We start from the raw sequence: 17,025 nt of genomic DNA, 5'->3' as shown, positions 1-17,025 counted from the left end.
CGCTCAGGATTTGGACCAGACAGTACGATTGATGTAGTCGGTATAACTCAACACAACCCGAACTACCTGCTTCGACACAGGACCTGCCTGGTAATCCCTCACGACCGGGATAACGCGCTGGCTACGATCATGCTGGCTGGTCACGACACGTACGGCATCCAGCACGCCTTCCACCTTCAGGCCACTCATGATGAGAGTGCCCTCATCCATTCCTTCCGGCCGCTCGTGCGCATTACGAATAGTAATGGCAGGAAGATTCAGCAGCGACGCTTCCTCGGTAATGGTGCCGCTATCGGACAACACGCAAAACGCCGACATCTGCAACTTGATGTAGTCGAGCAGACCGAAAGGCTTCGAGAAACGAATCAATGGGTGATCCAGGGATTCACCGATCGCTTCCAGACGCTTGCGGGTACGAGGATGCGTGGAAACGATGATGGGATACTGGTACTTGTCGGCCAGGGCCCGCAGGGTCTTCAGCAAGTCGCGAAGATTCTCCGGCGTATCGACGTTCTCCTCACGGTGAGCACTGATAATGAAGAACTTGTCCTGCTCCAGGCCTTCTCGCGACAACACGTCGGATGTGAGGATTTTCGGCATGTAATAGTCGAGTACCTCCTCCATGTGCGATCCGGTCTTGATGATCGTTTCCGGACGAATGCCTTCAGCGATCAGGTAACGCCGGGCATGTTCTGTCAGGACCATGTTGATATCGCTGAGGTGATCGAGCACCTTGCGATTGAGTTCCTCAGGCACGCGCTGATCGAAGCAGCGGTTGCCGGCTTCCATGTGGAACACCGGAATCTTGCGGCGCTTGGCGGCAATGACGGCCAGACAGGTATTGGTATCGCCGTAGAGCAGAAGCGCATCAGGCTTCTCGGCCTCAAATACTTCATCCGCCTTCGAGATCACTTCGGCGATGGTTTTGGCGGCGGTATCACCGGCAGCACCCAGGAAGTAATCAGGCTTACGAATTTCAAGATCATCAAAAAAAACCTGATTCAATTCGAAGTCATAGTTTTGACCTGAGTGGACCAGCACATGATTAACCTGCTTATCAAGCTCGGCAATAACGCGGCTCATCTTGATAAGTTCTGGTCGCGTACCGACCAGCGTCATGACCTTAAGCATTAAGCTGCTCCTGAATGTATTCCAGGTTCAAAAGAAGTTTCTTCACGCCTTCAACATCCAGACGTTCGGTATTGTGCGAGGTGTAGTCGTCCAGATCGGAAATTTCCTGCTCGCCTTCAACAAAGAACTTCTTGTAGTTCAGGTCACGATTGTCCGATGGAATGCGATAGTAACGCCCCATGTCTTCGGCTTTGGCCATCTCTTCGCGAGAGATCAGCGACTCGTAAAGTTTTTCGCCATGGCGGGTGCCAATGACCTTGACAGCATTGTCGCGAGCAAAGAGTTCCTTGAGCGCTTGCGCCAGGTCCGCCACTGTCGAGGCAGGTGCTTTCTGGACGAAAATATCACCTTGCTCGGCGTGTTCGAATGCGTGCAGTACCAGATCGACAGAATCCTCGAGCGACATCAGGAAGCGTGTCATGTTCGGGTCGGTGACGGTCAACGGCTCGCCGCTTTGCAGCTGGTTGATGAACAACGGGATAACCGAACCGCGCGATGCCATGACGTTACCGTAGCGAGTGGCGCAGATCACCGGGCCTTTCGCCGGGATCATCCGCGACTTGGCAACCATCAGCTTCTCGGACATGGCCTTGGAAATACCCATGGCGTTAATCGGATAGACAGCCTTGTCGGTACTCAGTACAACGACACGTTGCACACCCGATGCAATTGCCGCGTTCAACACGTTTTCGGTACCCATGACGTTGGTACGCACGGCTTCCATCGGGTAGAACTCGCAGGAAGGCACCTGCTTGAGGGCTGCGGCGTGGAAAATGTAATCCACCCCCACCATGGCCTGCTCAAGGCTATCGCGGTCACGCACGTCACCGATATAGAACTTCACTTTGTCATTGGACAAGGCAATGCGCATATCTTCCTGTTTCTTTTCGTCACGACTGAATACACGAATCTCTTTTACGTCGGTATCCAGAAACCGCTTCAATACCGTATGGCCAAACGAGCCCGTACCGCCCGTGATCATCAAAACTTTATTATCGAACATAACTACCTTCCCAAACCTGATTGAATTTAATGATCAACGCAACGCACGCATCGATTTAACCAATTCCAACCATGAAGGTGGAACGTAACCGGTTGCAGCCTGAAACCTCGAGGAGTCCAGTGAGCGATCTATGGAAACCTGACTGTCCGCGATGATATCGATTTCCTTTTCGTAAACTTCCGCTACCAGTTTCAGAAGCGACAGCTTGTCAATCGGAGCCACCGATACATGGTAAAGGCCATGAAGCTCCGGATTCGGTATTACGTAGTCGCGAATGACACGCGCCAGTTCCACGGTAGGAAGCCCCGAGAAAATGGCCTTCTCATAACCCTTGACCGGTCCGTTCTGCGACAGGAACCAGTCCACCAGCGAATACTGGCTTCCCAATTCGTGACCAATGATGGAGGTCCGCAGGGTGACCGCATTCGATTCAGAATGAAGCTCGCCAATATACTTCGACTTACCGTAGAGATCCTCCGCGTCGGAGATATCGTCTTCGGTGTACGAACCCTTGCGGCCGGAGAACACGCAATCGGTGCTGATGTGAATCAGGCGGGCACCGGACAGCGCACACAATTTGGCAATGCGGTGCGGCAACATAGCATTGATAGGCAGGGCCGACAGAGGATCCTTGGCATCAGCCAGTTGCTTGATCAATCCAACGCAGTTGATGACGACATCCGGCTTGACCTGCGCCAGTACCGAAACCAGGGAATCATGGTCAAGCACGTCAACGTTACTGATCAACGAACCGTGGGTGTCTTCAGAAAAGTATTTGGCGCCATTGGGGTTGCGCAAAGTGCCCCACACCTCGAGGTGCGGGTTTCCGTGGAATTGCCTGAACACCGTGCTACCCAGCATTCCGGTGACCCCTAACACAAGAACCTTCATTTTGACCTACCTTTCAATTCGTTAATCCTGCTGTAGAGAATCTCGACCAGGCGCTGGCTTTGCCGCTCCATTTCGAAATGCTCGAGGTAGTACGCTCGTCCTGACTGCCCCAGAGACTCTCGTTGTTCCAGAGTCATGCGGAAAAGTTGCTCAATGCCGTTCGCCATACCCTCGGCGTCCTGCGCCGGACTCGTCAGACCAGCCCCAGCCTCCCGAATGACGCGAGCCCCCTCGCCATCCAGAGCAGCAATGATGGGCCTCCCTGCTGCCAGGTAAGCTTGGACTTTACTGGGGATGGTATAGGAGAACGCCTCATCCTGCTTCAACGTCACTAACAATCCCGCAGCCCGTCTGAAAAAATGAGGCATTTCGCTCGCCGGGAAACGTCCGGCAAGGATGAGGTTGTCCAATGTTCGTGATTGCTTCTGACTTTCGATCCAGCCCAACATACTGCCACTGCCGACCAGGACAATTTTCAGCCCCGATAAATGGCGAAGCTTGTCAGCCACCTCGACAAGGGTTTCAACCGACTGCGCAGTCCCCAGGTTTCCGGCGAAAACTAGGCAGAAGTGATTATCCAGCTCTGCAAGCAATGGCGCAGGAATCCGGGCTTGCTCGGTACTTGGAGGGACGTCCTGATAGGAGTTTGGGTAATAAACAACCTTACCAGGATCAGCATAGCGGGAAACCGGCTCGCGAAAGGCCCTCGACTGAACGAGCAGTGTATCGACGAACGCGTAGATGCCCCTGACCATCCAGCCCACCACACGCAACGCTGCCTTGTTTTTTATGAAACCCGTTGCACTGAGGCTCTCCGGCCACAGATCCTGAACCCAAACAGCCAGATGGCTCTTGAGTTTCCACTTCAAGTAAATGGCAGGTATGACCGAGGTAATCGGGGATGGCGCAAATACAAAGATCGCGTCGAAATGCTGCCCTTTGACTGCGCGCGGGTAGAATCTCAGCCCATTGACGATGAAGGACAAATAATTCAGCACCAGGTTTTTTGCACCCGATGAACCACGCGGTCTAAGCGGCGCGCGACAAACGCTCACCGAAGAGTCATAGGTTTGTTCCTGGTACCCCGAAGCGCTGTAACCGTCGAATACCGCTCCATCCGGATAATTCGGTTTTCCGGTGAGAACTTTTACGACGTGTCCCTGAGCAGACAGGTTTTTGACCAGATCATTGATAATAAAAGATTCGGGCCAAAAATATTGCGACACCACAAGAACTTTCATCTATCAAATACTTCCTTTTGCGCGCGCGGCCAATGCCAGCAACTCGAGCCAGGTTTTTCTTGAGGTGTTTTCCCAATCAAACTTGTCGCTTTGCGTAACTGCCGCGGCGGACAGCCGTTCCAAAGTATCCGGGCTTGTTAACGCTTCGCTGAGAACCTTACGTATATCCTTGGAATCAAAAGGAGAAAAATAAAGTGCCGCGTCCGCTCCAAACTCCGGCATCGGCATTACATCCGAACAGATCATTGGCCTGCCCGATGCAAGTGCCTCAAGAAGAATATTTGGGCAGTTCTCACAGGATGAAGCAAACAGATTCAGATAGGCGTGATGATACAGAGGAGGAAGGCTCTGATAGGGAATTGCGCCCAGCAGAACCACCTGCTTTTCCAGGCCGAGCGCTGCAATCAAAGACTTTACGCGCTCCGCTTCTGGCAGGTTTGTTTCACCCACGAGAATCAGCGGAAACCTTTCACGAAGTTCAGGAGATAGTTCCGCGTAGGCACTAACTACTTCATAGTGATGCTTGTAAACGTCAAACCTTGACACATATAGAATATATTCACTCGCCGGCAGAAAATCAGGGCGAACAGTAGTACCACTGTGCGTGCGAAATACCGAACCAATCCCATGAGGGATTGTCACCGCGTTTTTTACCTGCGTCAGTGACTCGATTACACTCCGCGCATAATTAGAGATAAAAATCGTTAAATCAGCTTGCGACATGCTCTTGAGCATAATGCGATTCAACAACCAGTTCCTCACGCGCTGCAACCCTAACGGGATACTTTTCCGTACGCGCAGATCGAACGGGATCATGTTCCGAAACATCGTCGCGACCTTGCAGCCAGCGGGTGCACGAGTGCCCACTACCCCACCAGGGCAAAACAGAACATCGGCCTTTTCCGCTTTCAAGATACCGGGCAGCACCCACTTTTCCCAGAGTGCCCTGACAACCGGGTTCTCTGTGGGCCAGGCCGGCTCGACCCGACGGATCGCTGGATGATCCGGCAGTTTCAGTGAGGCTGGAGCGAAAACTAGAATTTCAAGGTCTGCATTAACAGGTACAAACTGAAATAGATTGATCAGATATGTCTGCCCCCCGCCAAGACGGGCAGAGAGCGCATTGAAAACTATCTTCATAAAACACCTTTGCTCAATATAAATTAGCGACTATTTTTATCAAGCCAGGACTGGAACATTAGAATATTCCACAAATGAAGACTGCGATCGTAGGTTCCGTTTTGATGCTGGAGCCATGCCGAACGAATTTTCTGACAATCAAAATAACCCTCTCTCTTGATACGCTCTTCCGCCAACAACTCCTCCGCCCACTCTCTAAGCGGCCCACGCAGCCATTGCGCCAGGGGAATGGAGAACCCCGCCTTTGGCCTGTCGAAGAATGAAGTGGGTACGTAGCGCTTCAGCAGCTCGCGAAGTGGCCATTTCCCAGCGCCATTTTTGATCAACTGGTCTGAAGACAGAGAAAAAGCCAGCTCCGCAACACGATGATCGAGCAATGGCGCTCGCGTTTCGAGGCTCGCGCTCATTGCGCCACGGTCTACTTTGACCAGCAAGTCGTCAGGCAAATATTGAGAAACGTCCCACCGACGCATTTCCTCAATATAGTCCTGCGCCGACTCCCAACAAATCATTCCCTGATCCTGAGCGCCAACACCCAGCACAACATTATCAGTAGGCTGCCACTGTGACATCAAACCGGTGTACATCTGCGCCAGATTTTCAGATGCCAGCAGTTCGGACATTCTGTAGATACGTCGACCATTCACCTTCGCTCGTACCGAACCCGGAAGAACAGAGCAGACGTTGTCCCAACCTTTGGAGGATAGCGTGCGAAGTGAATAAGCCATGATTCGGCGTGCAGGCAATGGAAGCTTTTCTATACGCGCCCATAAGCCGGCAGTGATCTGGTAACGAGGATAACCTGCAAAAAGTTCGTCACCGCCGTCTCCGGACAACGCAACCGATACGTGTTGCTTGGTCATCCTGGAAACCAGGATCGTAGGGATCTGCGAGGAGTCAGCGAAAGGCTCGTCGTATATTTCCGGCAAATGCGGAATTATCGAAACTGCGTCATCTGCACCCAGGTAAAATTCAGTGTGATTAGTCCCCAGGTGCTTGGCGATGGCCTTCGCATACGGCGCTTCATCAAATTCAGGTTCATTAAATCCGATAGTGTAAGTGTTGATACTCGAACTGCTTTGCGATTGCATCAAAGAAACAATCAGGCTCGAATCCACTCCCCCGGACAGGAACGCACCGAGTGGAACATCTGCAATCATCTGCGACTTTACCGCTGCCGAAAGCCGTTCGCCCACTGCATCTACCACTTCTTTATCAGTAGCCTGAGACAGCTCGTCCCTCAATGTACTGGATTGTGATAACGACCAGTATGCAACCGGCGTCTGCTCGGAAGAAAATGATTCAACAGTCAGATAGTGGGCTGGCGGCAGTTTCTTGATGCCTTCGTAGATTGACTCCGGGGCTGGAACATAGCCGAACCTGACGAACTTCGCCAGCGCGTGACGATCAATGCGCAGGTCATCACTGAATGCCGCCTTTATTGCCTTCAACTCGGAGGAAAAAACAAAACGGTTACCGACGATGCCGTAATAAAGGGGTTTTTCCCCCATACGGTCACGGGCTAGCGTAATCGTCTTGGAAAGTTTGTCCCAGACAGCGAATGCAAACATGCCGACCAAATTTTCAAGCGTTGCGCGGACACCCCACGTCTCGATCGCTGCCAACAGTACTTCCGTGTCAGAGTGACCTCGCCAGGTACGTGTCGACCCGGAATCAATCAGTTTCTGGCGCAGCTCGTTGAAGTTGTAGATTTCACCATTGAAAACAATAACGAAACGCTCGTTATCGGACACCATTGGCTGACTTCCATGTACCGACAACTCCAGAATGGAAAGCCGCCGATGGCCTAGCGAAATCCCACTATCGGCATCTGACCAAACTGCTCCGTCATCGGGCCCGCGATGTATCAGCGCATCTACCATTGTGCCAACGGCAATGGCGCTCTGCTGATCCAGCTTCCACCCGACAACTCCCGCAATTCCGCACATACCTACGCTCTCACTCCAGTGAAAATTTTTATACTCACTTCAAAACCCGAACGAGTTTCATCGCGAAGAATAATCCTAAGGACATCACATAAAAAACCAATGAGTTCAGCAAGTATATTTCGCCATACCAAACCCAGTGCATAACCGATGCAGCACAAAGCATATACAGAAAAATTCGCAAGAAGTCGTCATCGCGGCAACGCGAATCAATCATCCGCAGGAAACTGACGCTGATGAATCCATTGAGGAACACGCCAAACAACCCAAAGTTTTCGAACGCAACGCCGGCGACATGGATCCCGCCCAAACCGGTAATGTAGTACCAGAGGGCAGGATTATCTACCATGATGGGCTTTGCCACACCGAAAGCCGAATAGATGGGAGAAGGCGCGAGCGAAAGGAACATGTCCACGTAGGTTTGGCCATACCGAAGGTGTTCGCCATCCCAGAAATTGGTCAACTGTTGGACAAGAGGTAATATTATCGCGTTCCATGAGTTGAACAAGAAATACTGCGTAATATTATCTGAAGTCAAATCAACTTCCATTCGACTCATCGAAACAACCACACCACTGGCCAGAACAAGCGCCATGAAAGTCGTGACAAATAACAACACCTTAAATTTTATAAGATGATTGTAACGAAACATCAAACCCAGCACATAGGCCACAACCAACACAACGAAATCCCGATCTCCAGTCATTGCGTTAGCAACGCAATAAGCGATTACCAGAAGCGCCGACAAGGCAAGCATGGTCCTGGAGGGGTAGGCAAACACCGATGCAGTGACCGCAATGATGGAAAAAACCACCACCGATTCAATGCCCGCAAACATCTCGAGTAACGCATTCGCATTTACGAATCTGAACAGAATAAAAAAGACCGAGAGCGAAAGAAACACCAGCGCGGCCAACTTGAAGTCCACTGGGGAAAAAAAGGCAACGCTGTTCGAGTAAAGACTTCTGGAAGGAACCAGAAGCGACAACAGATAGGCAACCAGCCCGCCCGAGACCCCCAGGAGCCAGACGAGTGACAGCCTGAGGACCAAAAGGTCATCCAGATAAAAATTATAGTTCCCGATAGGCCAAAGCGTAATGGTGTTCCCCCATAGGGAGCTTATGAGTCCAAGAAAGGGTACCGAATAGCAGACAGCGTACAACGCCACAAGATATTTTTTTAATATCAGGCACAATACACATTGAGCGACCAAAATCAGTAAACTTGCCGAAACCAGTAATATAACCATGAGCCTTAACCAAAAAAATCAAAGCAATAGAACCGCCAACCAGGTTCAACACTGGCCCCAATATCACTTGTAGACATGCGCTTTTCGTAAGCATGGCTCATATCAAACATGTTTTTCATCGCACCAACTTACGCCCACCCAAGGCTGCAAGCACAACAATCTGCGCAGCCAAGGCCAGCACGAATGATCTGAAAAGATCAATTGCCAACATATCGCCTTTCACACCCGCAAAAATTGTCGACGAAAGGTAGACAACTGCGTATATGCAACTACCCAGAAAAACAACTCTCGTCAAGTTTTTGCTATGCAGGATTTGAGTGACGATGGTAGTCACAAGACCAAGCCCCCCCGCCACCACCGCGTAAGTCAGAAGATTATCCTTGCTGCAAAAACCACTACCAAGGAAACACAGCCAGTAACTCTGCGTCACAACCAAGAACAAAGGCAAGCAAACCGCGATTGCGACACCGAGTGTCAAATACAGTTTACTGGCACTGTTGCCGCGCCCTGCGAGTTTGACGATAGCATAAGAAGTAAGCGAACTTGGAAGAACCGTAACCAGAATATAAAACAGGAAAAAAAGGTTGAAATAGCCTACTTCTGACACATTCAAACTCGAGTTAGCAAAAATCATCAGACAAACGATGTGGACAGGCGCCCCCAGAAGCATGCTTCCAGCGATTGCAGGTGCCCCGGACCGGGATAGCAGCGCTATCATCTTTGCAAAAGAGAAATACTCACGCCCTTGCGTTTTGTCTTGTGAGAGCTTGCTGGCCTTTATCATCAAGAAGCCGAACGCAGGAGCGATCAAAGTGCAAAGTGCAAGTGTCAGTATCACACCCTCTATACGCCCATCAGCCTTCGCGATTGCTACCACCAGCAGCAATCCAAGCAGCCCGTGAGCGGCCAAAGCGGCCACCCATCTACCCGTGGTGTTCAAGGAGAACATCAGGCCGGTGATGGTCAAATTGCAAACACAAGCAAAACCGAGCAAAAACGCTCCAACCATCAAGTAGCCCGTACTTGCCTCATAGGACGAAGCCGGCGCCGGGAAAGCCGAAAACACGACAATACAGAGGGCACCCACAACAATGCCACCCCATGCCATGAGGCTCAAGGAAGTCCTGTAATTTACATTTTCGGCATTCAATACCGCATAGCGACTCAGCGCCACACTCAAGCACTCGCCCGCCACAGTCGCGATGCCTGTGACGATAGCGTAATGGTAAGAGAATACACCGTACAACTCGACCCCCAGAATCCGGGCCAGGCTGAACAGCATAACAAACATGCAAAGTTTGTTTGCCAAAACGGTGATTGCACTGATCTCTTTAATCACCAGAGTCAGCTTCTTGCGAAGAAAGAGACGTACCAGCCAGCTGCTTTCAACATGCCCTCGCCAACATTGAACAGGGGTTGATAACCCAGCAGATTCCTGGCCTTGTCTATATTGGCTTGCGAATGCCTTACATCACCGGCACGAAAATCCCGATATACCAATTCTGACGTAGTTGTGACATCAACATTGGCCAAAGCGCCCTTGATGCAAGCAAAGACCTCATTCAATGTTGTGCGGTCTCCAACGGCGACGTTATAAACATTGTTTTTGGCTTCAGGGCTCGCACAGGCAGCCAGAATATTGGCCTGGACCGCATTCTCTACAAAGCAGAAATCGCGACTCGTTTCACCATCACCATTAACGAAAACTTCCTCGTTACTGATCATGGCTGCAGTCCACTTCGGAATAACGGCTGCGTAGGCGCCATTCGGATCTTGACGCTTGCCGAACACGTTGAAATAACGAAGGCCGATGGTTTTGAACCCGTAAGTACTGGAAAAAACCTCGGCGTACAGTTCGTTTACATACTTCGTGACTGCATAAGGAGAAAGAGGCTTTCCGATAACCCCCTCAACTTTTGGAAGAGCCGGGTGGTCACCATAGGTAGAACTGGAAGCTGCGTAGGTAAAACTCTTCACCTGCGCGTCTTTCGCCGCAACGAGCATATTCAGAAAGCCATCAATATTGGTGCTATTGGTGGTAATAGGATCATTGATGGAGCGAGGAACGGAGCCAAGTGCTGCCTGATGCAGAACGTAATCCACTGGAGTATCGGTGGACCCAGCAAAACTCATCGCTTTCCTGCAGTCTTCAATATTTCTGATATCCCCGGTAACCAATGCGAATCGCGCCCATTGCTCCGGACTCACTACCGATTGCACTTCGTCGAGATTACGTTGATGGCCAGTCGCAAAGTTATCGAGCCCCACAACCCGTTGATCCAGTTGCAGCAGCGTCTCCAATAGATTGGAACCGATAAATCCGGCAACACCCGTGATCAACCAAACTTTTGGAGACTGTTGGATTTCAGCTTTGACTTGTTCGAAACGGATCATGTAATTCTCGACTTGGCAATTTTGAATTCAGCGATAACGAATCAGGGTCTTCGCAGACCCTGAGACTCAAAGACGCAGGTCTGACTGAGAAGCATCCAGGAGATACTTAAGGTCATAAAGAACGTGTTCGGCTTTACCCAAACTGCGAATGCTCTCAGCGCCCATTGCGGAAAATTCGTTATGTGCCACAGCCAGAATAATACCGTCGTAGGAGTTGACCTCTGGCTGACTGACAGGAGTGATTGAGTACTCATGCTGTGCTTCAGCCACATCTACCCACGGGTCGTACACATCAACAACAATATTGAATTCTGCAAGCTCATTAACGATGTCGATGATTTTGGTGTTTCGCAGATCAGGGCAGTTTTCCTTGAACGTCAAACCCATAATCAGTACTCGAGCACCGTCGACATGAATTTTGCGCTTGAGCATGGCCTTGACCAGTTGAGACACGACGTAGGCGCCCATACTATCGTTCAAGCGGCGACCGGCCAGAATGATTTCAGGATGGTAACCAATCGACTGGGCTTTATGCGTCAGGTAGTAAGGGTCTACACCAATGCAATGCCCACCTACCAGGCCCGGGCGAAACGGCAAGAAGTTCCACTTGGTCCCGGCGGCTTCTAACACTGCCTCGGTATCGATACCCATTTTATTGAAGATCAATGCCAACTCATTGATCAACGCAATATTCAAATCGCGCTGAGTATTTTCAATGACCTTCGCCGCTTCGGCAACTTTGATGCTCTTGGCCTTGTGAGTCCCGGCAATAATAATTGTGTTATAGAGTGCATCGACGAGATCGGCGACTTCCGGAGTTGAACCGGCTGTAACTTTTTTAATGGTAGTAACGCGGTGTTCTTTATCGCCAGGATTTATACGCTCCGGACTATAACCTGCAAAAAAATCAACATTGAATTTGAGGCCAGATACTTTTTCCAGCACCGGCACACAGTCTTCCTCGGTAGCGCCAGGATAGACGGTTGACTCATAAATTACGATATCGCCCTTTTTCAGAACTCGACCAATGGACTCACTCGCCTTAACCAAAGGCGTCAAGTCCGGCCTTTTGTGCTCATCGATCGGGGTAGGCACGGTAACAATAAATACATTGCTGGCAGACAATTCATCCAGAGCTGAGCTAAAACTCAAGCCCGACGCCGACTTCAACTCATCATCGGACACCTCGAGAGTAGCGTCATGTCCAGCTTTCAGCGCATCAATTCGACGCTGGCTGATATCGAAACCAACCACTTGCATTTTTTTGCCAAACTCAACCGCCAGCGGCAAGCCCACATAACCGAGACCCACTATGGCCAACTTCACGTCTTCGAGTTTAAGCATTGTTTTCCCTTGCCATTCATCAATATTAAGTCGATGGTAAAAACCACTTCTTATCTCGCGCGTCAGAAACGCACGAGATAGCTACGTAAATTTGAAATTATACCGAAAGCTCCGCTGAGAACCACAATCATTTCAGCAGCCAGGGAAAGAATCTGCGTCCTTCCTTGGCGTAATGCGGGTGCAACCTCGATGGCAAGGATAATAGCTGCCTGTGAAACGACTGAAAACTACCAACGATCATCTGGGATCATCGCCGCGTATCACACTATCAGGAAAATCCCGACCCCACCCGTCGAAAAATCCGGACGAAGGCTGAATGCGGGCAACATACCACTCACCCATGCCCCATCCTCACCAAGACCGACCACCGGATGCCCAATCGATCCAGCTGGAACAGACCATCAGGCATCAGGCCTCCCCAGCCCCTCCACTCTGGGCGACAGGATGTTGAAATAGTACCGGGGACGAGGAGAATCTAAATCTAATCTTCCAGTTTCGTGACGAAGAACCCACGCAACATTACGAAAGCCATACCCAGGATAAACCCGGAAATAATGCCCAACACAATGATCAATGCCTTGTTAGGCTTGATTGGGTTGTCCGGCAGCTCCACATCTCCGTCCTGCCGATAGACAGAAACTGCGGCCGCGTCAATCTTCAATCCTTTGAAAAAACTATACTCTTCCTGAAGTTCGCGCAGATTTCCTATAAACGGGTCATCTGAGGTACGAGCCTGCAAGTTCTCAATTTCCGCCTTCAGCGCTTTCGAACCACGCATGTACGTAAGCTGACCAGACTCCCCACCCGCAATTACCGCCTGATTCACAGTAATGGCAGGCGGCCGTTCCAGACCAATAGCTTCAGCAATACGCAACGCCTCACCCAACTTGACGATCGAGTCTTCTCTCGCCTTTCGGCTATTCTCTCTGGCGGAATTTATCTGCTGCTCCAAATTCCGCGCACGAACCTCGGACTCGACCGAAAGGTTCCGTATCATTTCGTTTTTAGCCAATTCACCAGCTTCGGAGATGAACTCGGCAGCCCAACTCTTTGCCTGTTCAGGGTTACTGGTCTGCACGACAACCAGATATCTGTCCGAGCCCTCCCTTAGCGGGGAGACAACGCGAAGCACCTGAGAGAAATTCGCATACAAAACGTCCTGAGGGCTTTTGCGCTCATCCCCGGACAAACTTGGCACATAGACTCTATAAAAAAAATCTCGACGCAGCGACTCCGCCTGCAAACGACGAGTGTATATATCGTAGACATCCTTTACGCTATAAGGAACCAGCTCTGCCTCTGTTGTCCGGCCGTAATTAAAGTTAGCGATATCGTTCTGCGTGGGCGGGATCACGAATGCCCGCGCCTCATAAATTGGCGTTACGACAAACGCATAGCTCGCTGCAACAACAGCACCCAGGACGGTAAAACCTAAAACGATAAACTTTTGTCGCAATATGGCATTAACAAATCTTTGAAACTCAAAATCACCTAGACTATTTTCTTCTTTGGAGTCAACGTGCATATACTGGAAGCCTTTACTTAAAGAGTACTTTACATTCCGAGAGTGCATTACTTAAGGGCAGGCCATCAACGCGAACTCCGCGACTCCTGCCGAAACTGTATAATACCCTCTCTCTTAAAGAATACTTGCAGGATATCGCATCACGACACCCCGGCTGCACGCTCGAAAACAAAGTAACAATATTAACGGGAAACCTGCCTCGCTCTCCTCCTGGATCTCAAGGCATAAGCGGCGACCATCAACCCACCCACGATCATCCCGACCAGAAATGAGATAACCCCGACAATTGACACCTGCAACTGGGGGGATGAAAAACCGAAAAAGGAAACGACGACTAGCTGCTGGTTTTCCAGCACAAAAAGCAAGCACGCTAGCGCCACCAACACGACGAGCCCCGTGATCGCCAACCGACTGAAGCGACTCTTGGCGCCCCAACTACTCCTCACCGTAGCCCTCCTCCTCTTCATTCACTCGATCACGCAATTCCTTACCCGGCTTGAAATGCGGAACAAATTTTCCGTCGAGGCTAACTGACTGACCGGTTTTCGGGTTACGACCGACACGCGGTGCCCGATAGTGCAGGGAGAAGCTGCCGAACCCCCGGATCTCGATACGATCCCCGGTAGCCAGGCATTGGGACATTTGTTCAAGCATGGTCTTGATGGCCAACTCCACATCCTTGGATGAGAGCAGCCCTTGATGGGTGACAATTCGTTCGATCAACTCCGACTTCGTCATATTTTTCCCTTCTTTTTCAAGCAGCTAGATCAGCGCTCCAAAGGTTTTAGCACGCCGGAATGAATTTGAACAGCCCGACCTTAACCTTGCCCACACCCGAACAGGAATGCTCGATTCCAGGACGGTTAGTGAAGAATCCTGGGACATGCGCTCATCGGCAGATCACCAGCATTGTCCTCGTAAAATAACCCGCGGGATTAAACCCAAAAGGAAATTCATCTTCGCCCCTGGCATCGTCGGACCTTGCCAGAATCTTGTAGCCTGCCCCAGGGCACTCCTTAGCCGCGCGCTTGTAGCACCTTTCCCACTTCGAGCCGAGCCCCGAACAATCGACCTCAATGCCACTGACACCACGCACGGCGTGAGTCTTGGCATTAGTAGTGCAACCCGCCAGTGTCAGTACAGCCATTACGACAATGAGCTTGTTCATTCACTTCCTTATGCCAGGCAACATGCCCGACGTCACCCTCTTCTGCTACAGACTAGCTGCAAATAAGAGCTTGATCCGCCTAAAGAAAGAGACACCTGTGCGCGCCCTTGGTTTCATCTCCCGCATTGGCCTCCAATCACACCAAATTCCAGACACAAAAAAGGGCGACCGAAGTCGCCCTTTTTACAGAAAATCAGAACTTAGTTCTGCTTTTCCATTTGTGCACGCAACAGGTCGCCCAGAGTGGTAGGACCAGCAGCGACGTCAGCAGCAGGCTTGTCTTTCAAGCTCTGGATTGCTTCTTTCTCGTCTTCAACGTCTTTCGACTTGATCGACAGCTGGATTACACGGCTCTTACGGTCAACGCTGATGATCTTGGCTTCTACTTCTTCGCCTTCTTTCAGAACGTTGCGCGCGTCTTCAACGCGGTCACGGCTGATTTCGGAGGCTTTCAGAGTCGCTTCGATATCGTCGGCCAGAGTGATGATGGCGCCTTTGGCGTCAACTTCTTTCACGATGCCTTTAACGATTGCGCCTTTGTCGTTCTCTTGAACGTACTCGGAGAACGGATCGCTTTCCAGTTGCTTGATACCCAGGGAGATGCGCTCGCGCTCTGGGTCAACCGACAGGATAACGGTGTCCAGCTCGTCGCCCTTCTTGAAGCGGCGAACGGCTTCTTCGCCCACTTCGTTCCAGGAGATGTCGGACAGGTGAACCAGACCGTCGATGCCGCCGTCCAGACCAATGAAGATACCGAAATCGGTGATCGACTTGATGGTGCCGGAGATTTTATCGCCCTTGTTGAACTGGCCAGAGAAGTCTTCCCATGGGTTGGACTTGCACTGCTTGATGCCGAGGGAGATACGACGACGCTCTTCGTCGATGTCCAGAACCATGACTTCCACTTCGTCGCCGACTTGTACGACTTTCGAAGGGTGGATGTTCTTGTTGGTCCAGTCCATTTCGGAAACGTGTACCAGACCTTCAACGCCTTCTTCCAGCTCAGCGAAGCAGCCGTAGTCGGTCAGGTTGGTTACACGAGCGGTAACGCGAGTGCTTTCTGGGTAACGGGCTTTGATAGCAACCCATGGATCTTCGCCCAGTTGCTTCAGGCCCAGGGAAACACGATTGCGTTCGCGATCGTACTTCAGAACCTTGACATCGATCTCGTCGCCAACGTTGACGATTTCGGAAGGATGCTTGATACGCTTCCAGGCCATGTCGGTAATGTGCAGCAGGCCATCGACGCCACCCAGATCGACGAATGCGCCGTAATCGGTGAGGTTCTTGACGATACCTTTGACTTGCTGGCCTTCCTGCAGGGATTCCAGCAGAGCTTCGCGCTCGGCGGAGTTCTCGGCTTCCAGGACGCTACGACGGGAAACGACAACGTTGTTGCGCTTCTGGTCCAGCTTGATGACCTTGAATTCCAGCTCTTTGCCTTCCAGGTGCGTGGTGTCGCGCACTGGACGAACGTCAACCAGGGAACCTGGCAGGAACGCACGGATGCCGTTAACGTCGACAGTGAAGCCGCCTTTAACCTTACCGTTGATAACGCCCTTGACCACTTCCTCAGCTGCGAAGGCTGCTTCCAGAACAATCCAGCATTCAGCGCGCTTGGCTTTTTCACGGGACAGCTTGGTTTCACCGAAGCCGTCTTCAACCGAGTCCAGAGCAACGTGAACTTCGTCACCGACGTTGATGTTCAGTTCGCCAGCGTCGTTGTAGAACTGCTCAAGCGGGATGAGTGCTTCAGACTTCAGGCCAGCGTGAACGGTTACCCAGCGAGCCTGGTAATCGATATCAACGATAACACCGGTGATGATGGAGCCTGCCTGAAGGTTCAGGGTTTTTAGGCTTTCTTCAAAGAGTTCCGCAAAGCTTTCGCTCATTTTAATTCCTGTTGATGAGGGCGAAGAATACGCCCATCTCCACACCCCAGACGGTGTGGGTTAGTTTCAAATAAAAGAAGCGCCGCAGGACTATGACTGGT

15 protein-coding genes are annotated in these 17,025 nt (G+C 51.1%); all 15 read right to left on the bottom strand.

The window, feature by feature from the left end; all coding sequences use genetic code 11:
- Positions 1–3: 3 nt before the first annotated feature.
- On the bottom strand, positions 4–1,131 hold the full coding sequence (gene wecB / locus KW839_RS20080) for a non-hydrolyzing UDP-N-acetylglucosamine 2-epimerase (protein WP_218425290.1): 1,128 nt from the start codon (positions 1,129–1,131) through the stop codon (positions 4–6).
- Positions 1,124–2,134, bottom strand: a complete 1,011-nt coding sequence (locus KW839_RS20075) for a polysaccharide biosynthesis protein (RefSeq protein ID WP_218425289.1) — start codon at positions 2,132–2,134, stop codon at positions 1,124–1,126. The genes wecB and KW839_RS20075 overlap by 8 nt, the downstream gene beginning before the upstream one ends.
- A 33-nt stretch (positions 2,135–2,167) precedes the next feature.
- Positions 2,168–3,025: an SDR family oxidoreductase gene (locus tag KW839_RS20070; RefSeq protein WP_218425288.1), complete on the bottom strand. Its 858-nt coding sequence runs from the start codon at positions 3,023–3,025 to the stop codon at positions 2,168–2,170.
- Positions 3,022–4,266: a glycosyltransferase family 4 protein gene (locus KW839_RS20065; RefSeq protein ID WP_218425287.1), complete on the bottom strand. Its 1,245-nt coding sequence runs from the start codon at positions 4,264–4,266 to the stop codon at positions 3,022–3,024. The genes KW839_RS20070 and KW839_RS20065 overlap by 4 nt, the downstream gene beginning before the upstream one ends.
- 3 nt (positions 4,267–4,269) lie before the next feature.
- Entirely contained in the window at positions 4,270–5,406 is a 1,137-nt protein-coding gene (locus KW839_RS20060) for a glycosyltransferase family 1 protein (RefSeq protein ID WP_218425286.1), read from the bottom strand.
- A gap of 23 nt (positions 5,407–5,429) precedes the next feature.
- Positions 5,430–7,355: an asparagine synthase (glutamine-hydrolyzing) gene (gene asnB, locus KW839_RS20055; RefSeq protein WP_218425285.1), complete on the bottom strand. Its 1,926-nt coding sequence runs from the start codon at positions 7,353–7,355 to the stop codon at positions 5,430–5,432.
- 34 nt (positions 7,356–7,389) lie between these two features.
- Entirely contained in the window at positions 7,390–8,403 is a 1,014-nt protein-coding gene (locus KW839_RS20050; RefSeq protein WP_218425284.1) for a hypothetical protein, read from the bottom strand.
- A 313-nt stretch (positions 8,404–8,716) separates the two neighbouring features.
- Complete coding sequence (locus tag KW839_RS20045) at positions 8,717–9,940, bottom strand: hypothetical protein (protein ID WP_218425283.1); 1,224 nt, start codon at positions 9,938–9,940, stop codon at positions 8,717–8,719.
- A 5-nt stretch (positions 9,941–9,945) separates the two neighbouring features.
- A complete protein-coding gene (locus tag KW839_RS20040; RefSeq protein WP_218425282.1) occupies positions 9,946–10,995 on the bottom strand; it encodes an NAD-dependent epimerase/dehydratase family protein in 1,050 nt (349 codons plus the stop codon).
- Positions 10,996–11,061: 66 nt separating this feature from the next.
- A complete protein-coding gene (tviB, locus tag KW839_RS20035; RefSeq protein WP_218425281.1) occupies positions 11,062–12,339 on the bottom strand; it encodes a Vi polysaccharide biosynthesis UDP-N-acetylglucosamine C-6 dehydrogenase TviB in 1,278 nt (425 codons plus the stop codon).
- Between the two features lie 481 nt (positions 12,340–12,820).
- Positions 12,821–13,864, bottom strand: a complete 1,044-nt coding sequence (locus KW839_RS20030) for an LPS O-antigen chain length determinant protein WzzB (RefSeq protein ID WP_218425280.1) — start codon at positions 13,862–13,864, stop codon at positions 12,821–12,823.
- Between the two features lie 182 nt (positions 13,865–14,046).
- Complete coding sequence (locus KW839_RS20025; RefSeq protein WP_218425279.1) at positions 14,047–14,331, bottom strand: LapA family protein; 285 nt, start codon at positions 14,329–14,331, stop codon at positions 14,047–14,049.
- Positions 14,300–14,602: an integration host factor subunit beta gene (ihfB, locus tag KW839_RS20020; protein WP_218425278.1), complete on the bottom strand. Its 303-nt coding sequence runs from the start codon at positions 14,600–14,602 to the stop codon at positions 14,300–14,302. Before ihfB ends, KW839_RS20025 begins: the two co-directional genes overlap by 32 nt.
- A gap of 151 nt (positions 14,603–14,753) precedes the next feature.
- A complete protein-coding gene (locus tag KW839_RS20015) occupies positions 14,754–15,032 on the bottom strand; it encodes a hypothetical protein (protein ID WP_218425277.1) in 279 nt (92 codons plus the stop codon).
- A 200-nt stretch (positions 15,033–15,232) separates the two neighbouring features.
- A complete protein-coding gene (rpsA, locus tag KW839_RS20010) occupies positions 15,233–16,924 on the bottom strand; it encodes a 30S ribosomal protein S1 (protein WP_046031753.1) in 1,692 nt (563 codons plus the stop codon).
- Positions 16,925–17,025: the final 101 nt, after the last annotated feature.

The sequence above is a fragment of the Pseudomonas sp. PDM31 genome, assembly GCF_019218965.1.
Lineage (GTDB): Bacteria > Pseudomonadota > Gammaproteobacteria > Pseudomonadales > Pseudomonadaceae > Aquipseudomonas.
This window is presented reverse-complemented; position numbering and strand designations above follow the sequence as displayed.